The organism is Mesorhizobium sp. M0243, from assembly GCF_040321775.1.
In the GTDB taxonomy this organism is placed as follows: domain Bacteria; phylum Pseudomonadota; class Alphaproteobacteria; order Rhizobiales; family Rhizobiaceae; genus Mesorhizobium.
Genome location: NZ_JAMYSF010000015.1, coordinates 82,705 through 99,248 on the forward strand (window position 1 = coordinate 82,705; position 16,544 = coordinate 99,248).

Sequence of the window (16,544 nt, forward strand, 5' to 3'; positions counted from 1 at the left end):
CGTAGCTTAACACTTGGAAACCGCTGCTCGCATAAATTGAAGTTTTGATGCCCTTGCAACGCTCGAACACAGCGGACAAGTTCATTGTGGACCGCAGGAAACCTCATCGCAACAGCGATGTGGCGCGCGCGGTGCGCAAGACGCGTGACCGTCTTTCGCAGCAGGCCGGCAATCCCGATTTCGATCGCGAACTGTTGAAGCTGCATGCCCGCGCGATGACCAGCGGCGCCATCGCCATCCCGCTTCTTGTCCTGTCGATCGCGGCGGCCGGCCGGCTGGCCGGAATCGGCAACGAGATCGGGCTCTGGGCGCTGTTCGCCCTGACCTGCTACACCATCGTTGCCTTCATGGCGCGGCGCATCGAGCGCACGGAAGCTTCCGACCTCAACCCTTCGCAAGCACGACGGGAATTCCTGATCGGCCATTTCCTTTGCGGTCTCGGCTGGGCATGGTTTGTGTGGCTTGGCTGCAGCGTCTGCGAGGTCGATCCGTTCCACATCGTCAAGGCCGTGGTGCTGTTGTTCGCCATGGCGGCGACCGCGGTGATGACCTCGTCTCTGCGCGGGGCGCTGTTGGCCACCTTTGCCGTTCCCGTGGCGCTCTACGCTTATGCCGGCGCCAAGCTATGGATGCCGGTCGAGGCGATCATGGCCGCGCTGCTGGTCATGTCGCTGCCGTTCTTCGCCTATGTGGCCCGGCATCTCAACCACTCGTCCCTGATGATGTTGTCGTTCCGCTCCGAAAAGGATGCGCTGATCGCCGAACTGGAGACGGCGAAATCGATGTCGGACGAGGCGCGGCGGCGGGCCGAAGACGCCAATCTGGCGAAATCGCGGTTCCTCGCTTCGATGAGCCACGAATTGCGCACACCGCTCAACGCCATTCTCGGTTTTTCCGAGGTGATGTCGAACGAGGTGCTGGGGCCGATGAGCAATCCCACCTATCGCGACTACGCCCATGACGTGCACGAATCCGGCCAGCATCTGCTCGACCTGATCAACGAGATCCTCGACCTCTCGCGCATCGAGGCCGGCCGCTACCAGCTCAACGAAGAGCCGGTGATGCTGCTTGGTATCGTCGAGGACTGCTGTCACATGATGGAGTTGAGGGCGCGCAACAAGGATATCCGGGTCGTCCAGGATTTCGAGCACGAACTGCCGCGCCTTTTCGCTGATGAGCGTGCGGTGCGACAGATCACGCTCAACCTTCTGTCGAATGCGATAAAATTCACCGCTACCGGCGGTGAAATCCGTGTCCGCGTTGGTTGGACGGCGGGCGGCGGACAATACATTTCGATCAAGGACAACGGTCCGGGCATACCGGAAGACGAGATCCCGATCGTGCTTTCCGCCTTCGGCCAGGGCTCGATCGCGATCAAGAGCGCCGAGCAAGGCACCGGGCTTGGCTTGCCGATCGTGCAAGGGCTGCTCGCCATGCATGGCGGCGAGTTCGAGCTTCATTCCAAGCTGCGCGAAGGGACCGAGGCGATCGCCATCTTTCCGCTGAGCCGGGTGATGGAGGAACTGCCAGCACTGCCGACAGCGGCGGTGGCGGCTCGACGACGGTAAGCGTCGCGGCGAACTGTGTCGATGGCCAGCAAGAAGGACGGCGCCCCACGATGGCAGAAGGTGATTGGCACGTCGTTGGCATAGAGATCCACTCGGACCGCCTTCGCTTGAGGCTGTTTACAGCCGACGACGCTGAAGACCTCTTTTTCGCCATCACTCCCGCCATCACCCGTTTCATGCAGTGGGAACCACCTCGATCACTGGCGGCCTTTGCCAAAGTATGGCGATCCTGGCTGACGCCAATCCAGGACGGATCGGATTTGCACTTTGTTGTGCGTGCATTGGCGGACGATCGCTGTCTGGGACTTGTCGGCCTTCATGCAGCGAAGACCGTGTGTCCCGAACTCGGGATCTGGATCAGGGAAGACGCTCAAGGAAACGGCATTGGCCAAGAGGCAATTGCTGCTGTCGCGGAGTGGGCCTCCGAGGCACTTGAACCGGACTGCTTCGAATATCCGGTTGCCGAAAGGAACGTGGCCAGCAGAAGAATAGCGGAACGCCTTGGAGGCGTAATAGTCGGCGGCCGCTCCAACCCAAAATACAACGCTGTCGTCTATCGCATTCCCAATCTCCGGCGCTAATACCTCAAGACTCTAGCCGCGTACTGCCGCAGCCATGCCCGAACTGGTCAGCGCGGCGGCCTTGACCAGCCCCGCGGCAAGGGCGGCCCCTGCCCCTTCGCCATGGCTGATGCCCAAATCGAGCAACGGGCGCAGGCCGAGCCGTTGGGCGGCGCGTGCATGCGCAGGCTCTGGCGACAGGCTGGCCAGCAGGCAATGATCGAGCGCGGTGGGATTGACGCCATGCAGTACCGCTGCGGCTGCCGTGGCGGCCAATCCGTCGAGCAGCAGCGGGATTTTCTGCATCCGCGCGGCAAGGATGGCGCCGGCGATTGCTGCGAATTCACGGCCGCCGACCCGGCGCAGCGCCTCGAGCGGGTCGCCGAGATGGCCGTCATGAAAAGCCAGCGCAGCATCGACCACGTCGGCCTTGCGTGCCTGCATGGCCGCATCGGCCCCCGACCCCGCGCCGACCCAGTCGGCGCCCCTGCCCCCGAACAGCGCCGCAAACAGGGTGGCGGCGACGGTGGAGTTGCCGACGCCGAGATCGCCGAGACACAAAAGGTCGGTGCCGCCGGCGATCGCTTCCATGCCGAAGGCCATGGTGGCGGCACAGCCACGCTCGTCGAGCGCAGCATCCTCGGTGATGTCGGCGGTCGGGATGTGCAGGGCGAGATCGAAGACCTTCAGTCCGAGATCGTTGGCGATGCAGATCTGGTTGATCGCGGCACCTCCGGCGGCGCAAAGCTCGACCGCATTGGCGGTCGCCGCCACCGGCCGTGGCGAAATGCCGTGGCGCGTGACGCCGTGATTGCCGGCAAAGACCGCCATCAGCGGTCTTGTCACCGCGGGCGGGGCCCGCCCGCTCCAGGCTGCCAGCCACGCGGCGATGTCCTCGATACGGCCAAGCGAATTGCCTGGTTTGTCGGCCTTGGCAAACAGCATGCGCACGCGGGTCTCGGCTGCCGTGTCGGCCGTCGGCAGATTGGCCAACAGGTTGCGAAAATCGTCGAAAGGCAGTGCGCTGGTCATCTTGTTGTCGATCATTCCCTGGAGTTGGTGAGCGGCATAGCCGCCTTGCGAGGTTGGCACAACCTCCGGGATGATGGGCCTGCATTTGACGCAAAGCCGGCCCCGAAGGGCGCAATCGCGAGGGCTTGCATTGGCTTTGCCGTTGCACCATGTGGAGGTGGAACAAGGGATTCCGGATGGAAGCCCAAGAGAAAGTCATGACGGCCATCGAATCCCCGTGCATCCTGGTCTGTTCGATCGACATGAAAACCGGCTTCTGTTTCGGCTGCGGCCGCACGCGCGAGGAGATCGGCGCCTGGATCGGGATGACGACGGAAACGCGCCGCAGCGTCATGGCGCAATTGCCGGCCCGGCTGGAAACGGTCGAGCGCCGGCCGCGCCGGGAAACGCGCCGCACCCGCATGACGCGCGAACGCGACGCGCTATCGTGAGGTGCGGATGAGCCGGTTGTTCTGGATCTTGATGGCCGCGATCGGGGTGGGAGCAGTCCTGCTCATGCTCAACGATTCCGCCGGCAGCACGCTCGGCGTCGAGAACAACGATTTCAGCCGACTGATCTGGCTCGGCGCCTTTGGCGCCCTTGTCGGCGCCGGCCTGCTTCGCTCGGGCCGGCCCCTGGGCGCCATGGCCCGCAACCTCGGCGCCTGGGCGGCGATCGCACTCGCGCTGATCGCTGGCTACCAATATCGCTATGAGTTGCAGGATGTCGCCAGCCGGGTGACCGCGGGCCTTGTTCCCGGCAGCCCGCTTGCGCTCGGCGTCGAAGACGGTCACGCCACGGTGACGCTCGACAAGGCCGACAACGGCCATTTCGAAGCGCGCATCCTGGTCAACGGCAACCCGGTCCGGGCCGTGGTGGATACGGGTGCAACCAGCACCGTGCTGACGTCACAGGATGCGCAGGCCGCCGGATTCAATCCGGCCGCGCTCAACTACACCATACCGGTTTCGACCGCCAACGGCATGGCACGCGCCGCGGCCGTGAAAACCGATCAGATTGCGATCGGCGGCATCATGCGCAGGGATATGTCGGTGATGATCGCCGCACCCGGCATGCTCAGCCAGAGCCTGCTCGGCATGAACTTCATCGGTTCATTGTCGGGTTTTGACGTGCGCGGCGACCGCATGATCCTCAGGGATTGATCTCCAAAACTCAAGCCGCTTCGGCTGCTGCTCCACCGAACTCGACGGCCGCGAAAGCCGTCTTCAGCACGTCCGGGCCGGCGCCGGGTTTTGTCGCGTCGGTGGACAGGATCTGCCGGTAGCGGCGCGCACCGGGCAGGCCATGGAACAGTCCGACCATATGGCGGGTGACATGGCCAAGCCGGCCACCCTGCTCGATATGGCGTGCCGCATAGTCCGCCATGGTATCGATCAGCGCGGCAAAATCGAACGGCTCGGACTGGACGCCGTAGAAAGCGGCATCGACGCCGGCCAGAATGCCGGGCGTGTGGTAGGCGGCGCGGCCAAGCATGGCGCCATCGACATGGTCGAGATGCGCCTGGGCCTCTTCAATCGACTGAATTCCACCATTTATGCCTATGAATTTGTTGTTCTTTTTTGCCTTCAGTCGATAGACTCTGCTGTAATCGAGCGGCGGGATGTCTCGGTTTTCCTTGGGACTCAGCCCTTCCAGCCACGCCTTGCGTGCATGCACCCACAACGCGTCGGCGCCGGCATCGAAAACCCCATCCGCCAGCGCATCGAGGGCTGGTTCCGGGTCCTGCTCGTCGACGCCGATGCGGCATTTGACGGTGACGGGAATTGTCACCGCCGCCTTCATCGCTGCGACGCAGCCGGCGACGAGGTCCGGCACCTTCATCAGGCAGGCGCCGAACGTGCCCGACTGAACGCGGTCCGACGGACAGCCGACATTGAGGTTGATCTCGTCATAGCCAAAAGCCTCGCCGATGCGGGCAGCCTCGGCGAGCTTTTCACGATCAGAGCCGCCGAGCTGCAGCGCGACCGGATGTTCCGTCGCATCGAAGCCGAGCAGCCGCTCGCGCGCGCCGTGAATGACCGCGTCGGCCACCACCATCTCGGTGTAAAGCAGTGCATGGCTCGTCAACTGGCGGTGGAAGAACCGGCAATGCCGGTCCGTCCAGTCCATCATCGGGGCTATGGCTATCCTAAACCTTTGATACTCTTGCATATTTAGTAACTTCAATAGGTTAAATCGTATCGTATGAACTCTATCACGTGCCATGATAGGCCAAGCCGCAAATTCGGCGGATGACTGGCTGGCGCGACGGCGTGCGGCGCGACTAGCTCAATCGCAGGGGTAGCTTATAGGTCGACCTGGCCGGAATTGCCAACGCGTCATCTGCTTTCGATGCCTGGGCGGAGGATGGAACCCTCCAGTTTCGTATGATGGTGTCTGCGCCAAAGATGTGGCTAGGAACTGGGAAGGCCAGCCCTCGACAGCATCTCAAGGAACCGGGAATGGTGATGATCCTTCACATAGCGCGGCACAAAGCCAGGGCAGACATTGCTCAGATTGAGATGCGGAAGTTGTGACAGGCAATGGTGGATGGCTCGGGACGCTTCTTCGTTGTTCCCGGTGGCCGACGCGGTCGCGGCCCAATAAAGGGCACCGCGAACGAAGCCCGGCTTTGTCCTGACCACTTTGCGGGCGGCTTCGAGCGCCCGCTGGTTGTCTCCGCCAGCGAAGAGCGCCACAACCAGGCCGTGGTGGCGCCAGAAGTCGATCACATCGTGCGTTCCGAGCCGGATTGCTTCGTTGGCCTCGCGCACCGCTTCGTCGACCTGCCCGCGCAACGCAAAGAGCATCGAAATATCGCCGTGGCCAGTCGGGTAGCTTGGGTTGAGGCTGATCGCGTGGCGGCATTCGGCGATCGCCTCGTCGATACGACCGCAACTTTCGAGAGCGAACGACAAGATACATCGGGCAATTTCATCGTCCGGTACCGCCCGCACCGCGGCTTCCGCGAGTTCGACCGCACGCTCGATCACCCCACGCTCCCGAGGCAGCGCGCCAAACGCCACGCCCATGGATATTACGATCGAGAGCGTCCGCTTTGCACGGGCGTTGTCGGGACCTATCGAGAAAGCCTTCTCGGCAAGCTCTACCCCCACCAAAAGCGAGTCCCGAGTCATCTCAAAATATTTCATGAGGGCTTCGTTGACCAGCCTGCGCACTTCAGGGGTACCCGGCGGGCTTTTGTCTCGAACCTTCCAGTTGGTCAGTTGAAGTTCGAGGATCACGGCAAGAACAACAGACTGTGCGATCCTGTCCTGGAATTCGAGCGCGTTTTCGGAGTGGCCGTCGAATTTCTGGGCCCAGACGTGGTGGCCGCCGGCGGCGTCGACGAGCTGGATATTCACCCTCAACCCATTGCCGGATCTCTGGACGCTGCCGCTGAGCATATATCGCGCCCGGAGTATCCCTGGCGTCTTGGCTTCTTCGCCCGGGCCGCTCTTCTCGGGCGGAAGCGCGGCGAGCACGACATAGTCGGCCACTTCGGAGAGGGCCGTCGTGATGTCCTGGACAAGTCCCTTGGCGAAAAAGTCGTCGCCTTGCTTTCCGGTCAGATTGACGAAGTCGGCAACGCTGATGGACGGGCGCCCAAGGCGCTGGCTGGCCGGAACACCACTTGTCGACTGCACATTTGAGGCGTCGTCGGCGGCAAGCAACAGAGATTGCCAAAGCGCCCGCGTTTCAGGGCCTGCTTCGACGCCGAACTCCTTCTTCAGCATGCTTCTGCAAGCTTCGTATGTCCTGATTGCCCTGTCGCGTTGGCCACATGCAAGGAGCAATTCCATCTTGAGCCGATAGGATTCTTCCCGTGTCGGTTCCATGGCCAAAATACGATCGGCTAGGATCAGCCCTGCATCGGGGTCGACGAGACGGGCCAGCTTTTCGAAGGACTCAAGCGCACGGCTAAGCAGCCTGTCGCGTTCCGATGTGATCCAGTCATCGAACGCATTGCTTCCCAGATAAAGCCCGTCGAGGAAGGGCCCGGTGTAGTTCGCCAAGGCCTTCGCGAGGTCCTGAGCGGAACGGGCCGAGAGACCCGTTTCGAACTTCTCCACGTCGATTTGAAAGGCCTCTGGCCTCAGGGCGATCAGCTCACCGCTGGAATGGATGAGATCCACCCCTTCTCGCGCCAGATCCTGGCGCAGGACACTGAGGGCTTGCCGAAGGCTGTTGCGCGAATGTTCGCCGTCACTGTCGCCCCATAGGAGGTCAGCCAGCCTCTCCCGCGTCGCCGCCATGCCCGGACACCGGGCCAGATAGGCGATGATTGCCGGCCCTCGTTTCCCGGTCAGCCGAAGCGGACCGGCCGTTTCATTTTCAATCCGGAAACCGCCGAAGAGTGAGATTCTATTTGCAGCGCCCCTGTCCTCACTTTGCATTTGCTATCCCAGCCTGACGAAATCCTAACTCAAAACTAACGCTTCGCAACAGTCGGCCTTCGCGCTCAAGCGCTGCCGTAACGGCAGGCTGTTTAGGCTTTGCTAAATTAAAGTGACCAAGTCAACGAAAGGCTTGGTTCGAGGGGGACGCGTGTCCAGGACAAGAGCCAATTTGCTGCTGCTATTCGCAGCCGCTTTGTGGGGCTTCGGCAATGTCTCGCAAAAGATGGTGCTTGTGCATCTCGACGCGCTGAGTGCGGTGGGTCTGCGCTGCCTGATCGGCGGGCTGCTTGTGCTGCCCTTTGTCTTGATGGAGAGGCGGCTTTCGCTCGGGCCGGACTATTTTTCCAGCTTGGCCAAGGTGGGCGCGCTGTTTGCCATCTCCATCACGCTCCAGCAGCTTTGCTATATCAGTGCCTCCGTCACCAATGCCAGCTTCCTGGTCAGCACGGCAACGGTAATGACACCGCTAGCCGCCTGGTTTCTCGCAGGCGAGCGTCCGACAGCGAGTCTCACGGTCGCCGCCGGGCTGACCGTTGTTGGCGCACTGCTGTTGTCGGATGGGATTGCCGGGTTCAGCAGTGGCGATCTCACCGCTGTCCTCTCGGCTGCCTGCTATGCGCTCTGGGCAGTCGAGCTGGGCCGGCACATGCAGGTGCATGCGCGGCCGTTCACCGCAGCCGCGACACAGTTCTTCGGCGCCGCAGCCTTCGCCCTGCCGCTCGGCGCAATGCAAGGCAATCTGTCGTTGGCCGCCGCATTCGCAGCCGGCCCGGAACTGGCGATCCTCGGCGTGTTCTCCACTGCGATTGCCTTCGGCATACAGACGGTTGCCCTCCGCTTTACGCCGGCCAGCCACGCCGCCGTGATCGTCAGCGCAGAAAGCGTTTTCGGGGCGCTGGGCGCGGCGATCTTTCTCGGCGAGCGGAGCTCGTCCGCGAGCGCATTGGGTGCCGCCATCATTCTGGGTGCGATCCTGTCCGTGGCACTGTCGAACCGAGCGCCGCAGGCACGCACGTCCTTGCGAACCGCTTCGGTTCAACCCTCCGACGGGGCCCCTGCCTTTGCAGCTGCCGCCGCAAATTGGGCAGGCGATCGTCACCCCAACAATTCAGGTCCAGTGGAGGAATGTGATGACCCTTGCCGGTGATGCGAAACCTATTCCGGCCCCGGCTGCCGCCCGACACGGGGCCAGTGGCGTCGATCAGCCAGGCGGCGGTGGCCTTGCCGATGGCGGCAGGACTTGTCGTGGGGGCGCAGTGATGGACGCGCGGACGATCCTTCTTCCTATCGCACATTTGGTTTCGGCGCTTCGCGCCCGCATGAAGGGACCGGGCGGCTATTACAACAGCGGTAACGCGCTCGGCCTCATTGTCGGTCTCGCGATCCAGATTGCTACCGCGCCGGTCGGCTTGCATGAGGGAAGCAGCGTCACCATGGCGGTGATCGAATATTTCGCCGGCAGCCATGGCACTGTTGCGCTGACCTTGACCACCCTGGTCTTCTTCTGGGGCGGCGAGGCCTATCACCGGGCCTGGGCAAGGCCGGATGCTCCCGATCCCACCCTCAACCGTCTGGGCGACTTCCTGTCGGGTCTGGGTGCGATCGGACTCGGTATTGCCCTGTTGCTGCTCGGCGATCCATTGCTTGCGGCGACCTCTGGCCTGCTCCATGCCCTGGGCAAATTCGGCAGCACCTTCCACAGGCCCGGCACGCCAATTCCGATGTGGCCGGCCGCTTGGCCCGATCCGTTCCGCAGTGCGGTGCTCGCCAGCCGGTTGCCGGCAATGCTGGCGACGACCGTCGCCCTCGGCCGAGCTCTGCCGGAGGTCTGGTCGGGCGGGTCCTTCGCGGCACTCGCCATGCCACTGACCTTGCTCGGCTGTTATCTTTTGTGGACCAAGGCCGATCTGCTGCTGTTCGGGGTGGGTGCCAAGGCGCCCCGCCAAATTTCCACATGTTGAGCTCGCTTTTTGAAACGACCGGATGTCGAGATGGAGAATGACATGTTTGGCAGTGTATATCATCAGGACGCCGGCCCCCTATCCTTTCGTGAACGGGTACGGACGAAAGGTTGGGGCATTCTGACGCCGGTCAGTTCAATCTCGAGAGTGACAGGAATAGTCGCAGCTTCGATGTTTTGTGCGATCTCTGCCCATGCCGCGAACGTTGACGTCGCTATCGTGTTCGCGGTTGATTTCTCGTCGTCAATCGATCCAAAGATCGCCGATATGCAACGCGAGGGACATGCCGCGGCACTCACCTCGCCAGAGATCATCGCCGCCATCAGCCGGAATTACGTTGGCTGCATCGGCATTGCCTACTTTGAATGGTCGAGCCCCGGACACGCGCGCATCGTGCTGCCGTGGACAAGCATCTGCGGACTGGAAGATGCCAAAGCGGCGGCTGCGGTGATCAGCAGGAAAGGCGATACCGGCTTCATCCGCAGAGGGCGAGGCGGAACATCCGTTTCCTCGGCTATCGACATCGGCAGTCTCCTGCTCGACCAGTTTCCGGGAAAGGCAGCCAAGAAAGTCATCGATATCTCCTCCAACGGCGAGAACAACGACGGGCTTCCCGTCCAGCCGAGCAGGTCGAACGCCATAGCCAAGGGATATACGATCAACGCCATCGCCATCCCGACGGAGGATGAGAATCCCGGCGAACCTCTGGCATCCTATTTTGCCAAATCGGTGATTGGCGGTTCCCAAGCCTTCGTCATGACGCCAAAGGGGCCAGACGACTACACCATGGCGCTTCGCCGCAAGCTCGTGACCGAAGTAAGCATGAACGACCGTCCGCTGTGAAAGTGTGCCATGCAGGACGAACTTTCGATGCGTCAAACCGAGCGCGGCACAAGGTCCCGCGCCTTGCACCGCGGGACCTTGTGGGGACCGTCAGGACAACAGCCTATCGCCGCAACGCGTGTACGCTTGCCTTGCTTTCGCCGGGCACCGGCAACGCCATGTCGTCATCGAGAAGACGCGTGATGCGGGCAAAGCCGGTGAACGCTTTCCTTGCTTCCTCGGCCGACATCTGGCCCGACAAGGCGGCCGAGCAACAATTCAGCGCGCACTGATAAACCGGACCGCGCCGTCCCGTCGGCCATTTCCGCAAGAACATCATGGCTTCGGCAACACTATCGATTTCTTCCAAAGGGTGTCCCTGCCCGCGCGAAATCCGCACGGGCGAAAAGAAATGCAATTGATCCATCGCTTCCTCCCGGTCGACCGCAATGCGCTCGATCGAACCCCACCAAACGCGCCAATAGCCAGTTGGTTCCCGGCAAAAATGGAATTTTTTAGAAATCTGTCAGGCGAAGGCGATCACCCGTGCGGTGGTGAGTGTCGCCTACATCGTGGGGAAGTGGCAGGCGACTTTGCGACCGGGCCGGTATTCCCGTAACTGCGGCCGCTCCGAACGGCAGCGCTCCGCCGCGATCGGGCATCGGGGATGGAAACGGCAGCCGGTTGGAGGGTTCAGCGGGCTCGGTACGTCGCCGGTGAGGATGATGCGCTTGCGCGTCCCACCGGGCGTCGTCTCCACGACGGGAACCGCCGAGATCAGCGCCTGGCTATAGGGATGGGCTGGTGCTGCAAACACTTCTTCCGCCGGCCCTTCTTCGACGATCGAGCCGAGATACATGACCGCGATGCGGGTTGAAACCTGACGTACCACCGACAGGTCGTGGGCGATGAATATGTAAGTGAGGTTGAGCTTCTCCTGTAGATCGGCAAGCAGGTTGACGATTTGCGCCTGCACCGACACGTCGAGCGCGGAGACGGGTTCGTCCAGGACCACGAGGTCCGGGTTCAGGGCAATAGCCCGCGCGATGCCGACGCGCTGGCGTTGTCCGCCGGAAAATTCGTGCGGAAACCGCATGACGTGATCCGGCAGCAAGCCGACAAGGTCAAACAGTTCCGCCACGCGTTTAGTGATCTCGCTCGACGAGAGCCTGCCATGGATGCGCAGCGGCTCGGCCACCAGGTCGCCGACGCGCCGGCGCGGATTGAGCGATGCCGACGGATCCTGGAAAACCATTTGCAGGCGCCGCCGCAGCGGCCTGAGTTCAGACAGCGACTTCGAGGTGATGTCTTTGCCTTCGAACAGAAGCTCGCCGTCCGATATGTCGTAGAGCCTCACCAGACAGCGCGCCAGCGTGGACTTGCCGCATCCGGATTCGCCGACCAGCCCAACCGTCTCGCCGCGCCACACGGTCAGGGAAACATTGTCGACCGCATGGACGGTTCGCTTGCCCTCGGCAGAAAAGCGGCTCCCGATCGAAAAGCGCTTGCCCAGCGAACGCGTCTCGAGGATTGGGCGGTTCTTGTCGATCATCGGTCCGCTCATGCCTGTGCCACCCTGAAGCATGCCGCGGCATGGGTGCCGCTCCCGAGGTCGGGCTTGCCGGCCTCGCAGGGCTCGTAGTGAACCGGGCACCGCGGACCGAACGCACAGCCCTGCGGTAATCGCAGCAATGACGGCGGCGAACCGGGAATGGCCGGCAGGCGCCGTGGTTTTTCGCCGGTCAGCGGCGGGATCGAACCCAGCAGCGCGCGCGTATAGGGGTGTCGCGGATCGGAAAACAGCTCCGCGCGACTGCCGCGCTCCACCACGCGGCCGGCATACATGACCATGACCCGGTCGGCGAGTTCGGAGACCACGCCCATGTCATGCGTGATGAAGACGACCGCCGACTTGTGCGTCGCGCGCAGCTTGCGCACCAGATCGAGAATACTGGCCTGTACGGTGACGTCGAGCGCCGTGGTCGGTTCGTCGGCCACCAGCAGCGCCGGATTGCAGGACAAAGCCATTGCGATCACCGCCCGTTGACGCATGCCTCCGGACAGTTGGTGCGGATAGCGCGACATCGCCTCGTGCGGGTTAGGAAAATTCACCTCGGCCAGCAGTTCCTCGACGCGCTCCATCGCCTTGGACTTGCTGATGTTGCGATGCGCGCGGATCTGTTCGGCGATCTGCCAGCCGATCGTGTAGACAGGCGTCAATGCGGTCATCGGATCCTGGAAGATCATCGCGATCTCGTTGCCGCGCAGCCGCCTGAGTTCGCGCGCGGGCAGTCCCACGAGTTCGCGGCCCTTGTAGCGGATCGACCCTTCGATGGTGGCGTTGGGATCGGTGATGAGACCCATGACGGCCAGCAGCGACACGGTCTTGCCGGAACCGGACTCACCGACGACACCGAGGATCTCGCTCTCCTCGAGGTCGAAGGAAACGCCATCAATGGCCCGCACCAGGCCATCATTTGTGCGGAAGGAAACTCTGAGGTCGCGCACCGACAGTATCATGATGTCCTCAGGCGCGGATCGAGAAGGATGTAGACGAAATCGACGACCGCATTGGCGATAACCACGAACATGGACGCATACATCACCGTCGCCATGATCATCGGCAGATCGAGATTCTGCAGAGCGTCATAAGTGAGCTTGCCGATGCCGTGCAGCCCGAACACCACCTCTGTGAGCAAGGCCGAGCCTCCCACCAGCGCGCCGAAATCCAGGCCGAACAGAGTGACGAAGGCGATGAGCGACGTGCGCAAGGCATGGCGCAGCAGGATGCGGGTTTCCGACAGCCCCTTGGCCCGGGCCGTGCGGATATAGTCTTCCTGCAGCGATTCGATGATTGCCGCGCGCAGCACGCGCCCGTAAATGCCGATATAGAGAATGGACAGTGTGATCCAGGGAATGACCAGGGTCAGAAACCAGCCCTTCGGATCGTCGGAGAAATTCTTGTAGCCGAGCGGTGGCACCCAGGAGAACGCCCAGCTGTCGTGGTAGCGGCTCTGGGTGATCAGGTTCATCACTTCGCCCAGCCAGTACACCGGCATCGAAATACCGAGCAGCCCTAGCGCCATCAGCAGCTTGTCCAGCCAGCTGCCGCGCGTGGCGGCGGCGGCGATGCCGATGATGATGGAGACGACCACCCACAGGATCGCTGCTCCGAACACCAGCGAGAGCGTGACCGGAATCGAATCCATCACCGCCGGCACCACTTTCCAGCCACGATTGACGAAGGAGGTCAAGTCGCCTGTGACGAAGATCTTCTCCATCATCGTCACATATTGCACGTAGAGCGGCCGGTCGAAGCCGAAGCTGTGGCGTACCGCCTCCAGCACTTCGGGCGATGCATTGCGGCCGGCGATCCGCGCCGCCGGGTCGGCGCCCGGCGTTGCGAAGAAAATCAGGAAGACGATGACCGAGATGCCGAACATCACGAACAGCATCTGGCCGAAACGGCGCAGGATGGCGTAGATCATCAGTCGCGCCCCAGCCGAACCTTGGAGCGCGGATCAAGCGCGTCGCGCAGGCCGTCGCCAAAGACATTGAGCGCCATGACGGAAACCGCGATCGCCAGCCCCGGCACCAGCGCCACCAATGGCCTGGTGTAAAGCAGCGCCTGTCCGTCCTGGATGATGGTGCCCCAGCTCGCTGCGGGTGGCTGCACGCCGATCGAAAGGAAGGAAAGGGCCGATTCCGTAAGCATGTTTAGCGCCATCATCAGCGGCACGAAGACGATGAGCGTGGTGGTGACGTTGGGCAGGATGTCGCGCCACAGGATGCGCCACCCCGGCACGCCCAGATTGATCGCGGCCAGCACGAACTCGCTTTTACGCAGTGCCAGAACCTGCCCGCGGATTGGGCGGGCCACATAGGGCACGTAGACGATGCCGATGATGATGACAGGCAGCCACAGACTGCCGGACTCGATCTGGATCGGACCGATCGTGATGCCATGCGCGATGGTGACGATGGAGAGCGAAATCGCCAGCAGATAGATCGGGAACGCCCACAGTATGTCGAGGAAGCGCGACAGCACCGTGTCGGTGACGCCGCCGAAATAGCCGGCGATCAATCCCGCCGCCGTGCCCAGGATCAGGGTGAAGATAGTGGCTGCTCCGGAGATCAACAACGAGCTCAGCCCGCCATAGAGCATCCTGGCCATGACATCGCGGCCCTGGCTGTCGGCGCCGAGGAAATAATTGCCCAGCCGCCAGGTCGGGCCGAGCGGTGTGTAGCCAAGCCCCAGCCCTTCCGTCGATTGTTCCATCACCGGAACGTCGGCACCGTCGATCTGGATGACGGCGTCGAGCGTCGAGGCGAAGGGATCCACGCCTGCCCATTTCGCATAAAGAGGCGCACTGAGGCAGGCAAGGACGATGAGGAGGAACACGGCCAGGGACGCCATGGCAGCCCCGTCCGTTGCCAGCTTCGCAAACGCGACGGCCCAGGGCCCTCGCGTCTTGCGCGGCATGGTGACAGCTTGGTTCGACACGCGCGTGCCTCTCCGCGGTTCGTTACTGCACCCAGGCCATTACTGTACCCAGGATTGGGTGATCATCCAGTTGAACTGCCGGTTGAACTTGAAATTGCCGAGACGTTTGCTGACAAAGTCGAGCCGCTTCGGCGTGAAGAGGCCGACGGCAGGTGCCTTGTCGGTGACCTGCCTGTCGATTTCAGCCCACATTTTGTCGGCGGCTTTCTGATCGGTGACGCCGAGGTCCAATGCCTTTTGCATCTTGGCGTCGATTTCCTTGTCGCAGAAGCCGGCGATGTTGATCGAGGCGTCCGAACCTTCACGGAAGGAGGCGCAGCTGAACAGGATGTTCAGGAAGTCCGAGGCCGCAGGATAGTCCTTGTACCACTGGGTGACGGACATCTGCACCTTGTTGTTGGTGTTCTGGATGTAGGTGAACTGGATGTTCGACGAGATCGGCTTGACGTCGGCGACATAGCCGATGCTGGTCAGCACGCTCTGCAGATAGACGCCGATGGACCGCGAAATGGCGGTGTCCTCGACGATGATCGTCACCTTCTGGCCCTTGGTGCCGGAGTCCTCGACGAGCTGCTTTGCCTTGTCGAGATCAGGAGCCGACCATTTGGCGCCCGGATTCTTGGTGAAGGGGCAATAGTCTTCATGGCCGGGGAAGTCCGGAGGCAGGACCTGGCAGACCGGCGAAGCCAGCACCTTGCCGCCGAACAGCTTGACCAGCGTGTTGCGATCGATCGCATAGGCAACGGCCTGGCGGGCTTTTTCATTGTCGAAGGGTGCGAGACGGTTGTTCAGCGGCGCGTACCACCAAGCCGAAAGCGGTGAGATGTGCAGCTGGTCCATGGATTTGCTGCCCAGTTCGCCCAGGCGATCGCTGGGCAGAGCGTCGAACATCCAGTCCGCTTCGCCGTTCTGGATCGCGGTGACGGCTGCCTCTTCGGACAAGCCGAAATCATACTGGACGACATCCGGATAGCCGTCCGGCTGGGCTTCTTCGCTCCACTGCTTGAAATTGGGGTTGCGGGAAACCGTCATGCCCTTGTTGGGGTCGAAGGCCGAGATCGTGTACGCGCCGGTGCTGGGAATGGGCTTGGAACCCATGTCTTCTGCGGGCGTGTCCGCCGGCAGGACCACGGCATGCGGCAAGGCCAGCTTGTAGAGCAGTTCGGCATCCGGCTTGGTGATGTTGATGGTGATGGTGCCGGCCGCTTCGTCGCCGACAACGCCGCCTTCCAGCGTGCAGCTCTTGGTGTCGGCCAGGCATTTGTCCGCGCCGACGATGCCAGCATAGAACGTGCCGGAGGTGGGTCCGGAAACCTTGAAGATGCGCTGGAAGGAAGCGACGACGTCCTTCACGCCAAGATCCTGGCCGCTGGAGAACTTGATGCCCTTGCGCAGCTTGAAGGTGAAGGTCTTACCGTCATTGCTGACCTGCGGCAACGCCTCGGCCAGATCGGGAACGATGGTGAAGCCGTCCATGCCCTCGGCCTTGCGGAAGGCCACCAGGCCGTCATAGATCGGCTGGTACATCTGCCAGCCCTGGTCCGTGTAATTGATGTGCGGATCGAGCGTTCCGGCCGCGGAGCGGGCCAGCAGGCGGATGGTGCCGCCCCGGTGCTCCTTGAGATATTCGGCCTGTGCCGGGGCCAGCCATGTACCGGCCAGCAATGCCGCGGCTGTTGCCGCCAGAAGCAGTTTCTTCATGTCTTGATTCCCCTTT

16 protein-coding genes are annotated in these 16,544 nt (G+C 62.3%); 7 read left to right on the forward strand and 9 right to left on the reverse strand.

Annotated features, from left to right (window positions below):
- Nucleotides 1-47 precede the first annotated feature (47 nt).
- Nucleotides 48-1,568: a sensor histidine kinase gene (locus NKJ11_RS20030; RefSeq protein ID WP_352442420.1), complete on the forward strand. Its 1,521-nt coding sequence runs from the start codon at nt 48-50 to the stop codon at nt 1,566-1,568.
- Nucleotides 1,569-1,618: 50 nt separating this feature from the next.
- The gene (locus tag NKJ11_RS20035) at nt 1,619-2,149 is read left to right on the forward strand and encodes a GNAT family N-acetyltransferase (RefSeq protein WP_352612253.1); all 531 of its coding nucleotides are present in this window, start codon (nt 1,619-1,621) and stop codon (nt 2,147-2,149) included.
- A 12-nt stretch (nt 2,150-2,161) separates the two neighbouring features.
- Here the strand turns inward: NKJ11_RS20035 and NKJ11_RS20040 are convergent, their stop codons facing one another.
- Nucleotides 2,162-3,160, reverse strand: coding sequence for a nicotinate-nucleotide--dimethylbenzimidazole phosphoribosyltransferase (locus tag NKJ11_RS20040; RefSeq protein ID WP_352442446.1), 999 nt, complete (start codon nt 3,158-3,160; stop codon nt 2,162-2,164).
- A 197-nt stretch (nt 3,161-3,357) separates the two neighbouring features.
- Between NKJ11_RS20040 and NKJ11_RS20045 the strand changes: the two genes are divergently transcribed.
- On the forward strand, nt 3,358-3,591 hold the full coding sequence (locus tag NKJ11_RS20045; protein ID WP_031213804.1) for a DUF1289 domain-containing protein: 234 nt from the start codon (nt 3,358-3,360) through the stop codon (nt 3,589-3,591).
- Nucleotides 3,592-3,598: 7 nt separating this feature from the next.
- Nucleotides 3,599-4,303 (forward strand): TIGR02281 family clan AA aspartic protease, encoded by a 705-nt coding sequence (locus tag NKJ11_RS20050; protein WP_023813938.1) that lies wholly within the window; start codon nt 3,599-3,601, stop codon nt 4,301-4,303.
- Nucleotides 4,304-4,313: 10 nt separating this feature from the next.
- On the opposite strand, the gene dusA is transcribed toward NKJ11_RS20050, so the two are convergent.
- Together dusA and NKJ11_RS20060 are read right to left on the reverse strand one after the other, a co-directional pair.
- Entirely contained in the window at nt 4,314-5,312 is a 999-nt protein-coding gene (dusA, locus tag NKJ11_RS20055; RefSeq protein ID WP_352612255.1) for a tRNA dihydrouridine(20/20a) synthase DusA, read from the reverse strand.
- A gap of 242 nt (nt 5,313-5,554) precedes the next feature.
- Nucleotides 5,555-7,537, reverse strand: coding sequence for a BTAD domain-containing putative transcriptional regulator (locus NKJ11_RS20060; protein WP_352612257.1), 1,983 nt, complete (start codon nt 7,535-7,537; stop codon nt 5,555-5,557).
- A 151-nt stretch (nt 7,538-7,688) separates the two neighbouring features.
- On the opposite strand from NKJ11_RS20060, the gene NKJ11_RS20065 reads away from it, so the two are divergent.
- From NKJ11_RS20065 to NKJ11_RS20075, 3 genes are read left to right on the forward strand one after another with little or no spacing between them, the layout of a single operon-like run.
- The gene (locus NKJ11_RS20065) at nt 7,689-8,687 is read left to right on the forward strand and encodes a DMT family transporter (RefSeq protein WP_023813935.1); all 999 of its coding nucleotides are present in this window, start codon (nt 7,689-7,691) and stop codon (nt 8,685-8,687) included.
- Nucleotides 8,671-9,501 (forward strand): hypothetical protein, encoded by an 831-nt coding sequence (locus tag NKJ11_RS20070; RefSeq protein WP_245273307.1) that lies wholly within the window; start codon nt 8,671-8,673, stop codon nt 9,499-9,501. The genes NKJ11_RS20065 and NKJ11_RS20070 overlap by 17 nt, the downstream gene beginning before the upstream one ends.
- Before the next feature lie 30 nt (nt 9,502-9,531).
- On the forward strand, nt 9,532-10,344 hold the full coding sequence (locus tag NKJ11_RS20075) for a DUF1194 domain-containing protein (RefSeq protein ID WP_502905807.1): 813 nt from the start codon (nt 9,532-9,534) through the stop codon (nt 10,342-10,344).
- A 103-nt stretch (nt 10,345-10,447) separates the two neighbouring features.
- On the opposite strand, the gene NKJ11_RS20080 is transcribed toward NKJ11_RS20075, so the two are convergent.
- The 6 genes from NKJ11_RS20080 to NKJ11_RS20105 all read right to left on the reverse strand — a co-directional run bounded on the left by NKJ11_RS20080 (nt 10,448) and on the right by NKJ11_RS20105 (nt 16,528).
- Nucleotides 10,448-10,750 carry a DUF982 domain-containing protein gene (locus NKJ11_RS20080; RefSeq protein ID WP_352442414.1) on the reverse strand — a complete coding sequence of 101 codons (303 nt, stop codon included), beginning with the start codon at nt 10,748-10,750 and terminating at the stop codon, nt 10,448-10,450.
- 138 nt (nt 10,751-10,888) lie between these two features.
- Entirely contained in the window at nt 10,889-11,875 is a 987-nt protein-coding gene (locus tag NKJ11_RS20085; RefSeq protein ID WP_502897935.1) for an ABC transporter ATP-binding protein, read from the reverse strand.
- Nucleotides 11,876-11,883: 8 nt separating this feature from the next.
- On the reverse strand, nt 11,884-12,843 hold the full coding sequence (locus NKJ11_RS20090) for an ABC transporter ATP-binding protein (protein WP_352794121.1): 960 nt from the start codon (nt 12,841-12,843) through the stop codon (nt 11,884-11,886).
- Complete coding sequence (locus tag NKJ11_RS20095; protein WP_023813929.1) at nt 12,840-13,811, reverse strand: ABC transporter permease; 972 nt, start codon at nt 13,809-13,811, stop codon at nt 12,840-12,842. The genes NKJ11_RS20090 and NKJ11_RS20095 overlap by 4 nt, the downstream gene beginning before the upstream one ends.
- Nucleotides 13,811-14,827, reverse strand: coding sequence for an ABC transporter permease (locus NKJ11_RS20100; RefSeq protein ID WP_023813928.1), 1,017 nt, complete (start codon nt 14,825-14,827; stop codon nt 13,811-13,813). Before NKJ11_RS20100 ends, NKJ11_RS20095 begins: the two co-directional genes overlap by 1 nt.
- A 39-nt stretch (nt 14,828-14,866) precedes the next feature.
- A complete protein-coding gene (locus NKJ11_RS20105) occupies nt 14,867-16,528 on the reverse strand; it encodes an ABC transporter substrate-binding protein (protein ID WP_023813927.1) in 1,662 nt (553 codons plus the stop codon).
- Nucleotides 16,529-16,544 lie beyond the last annotated feature (16 nt).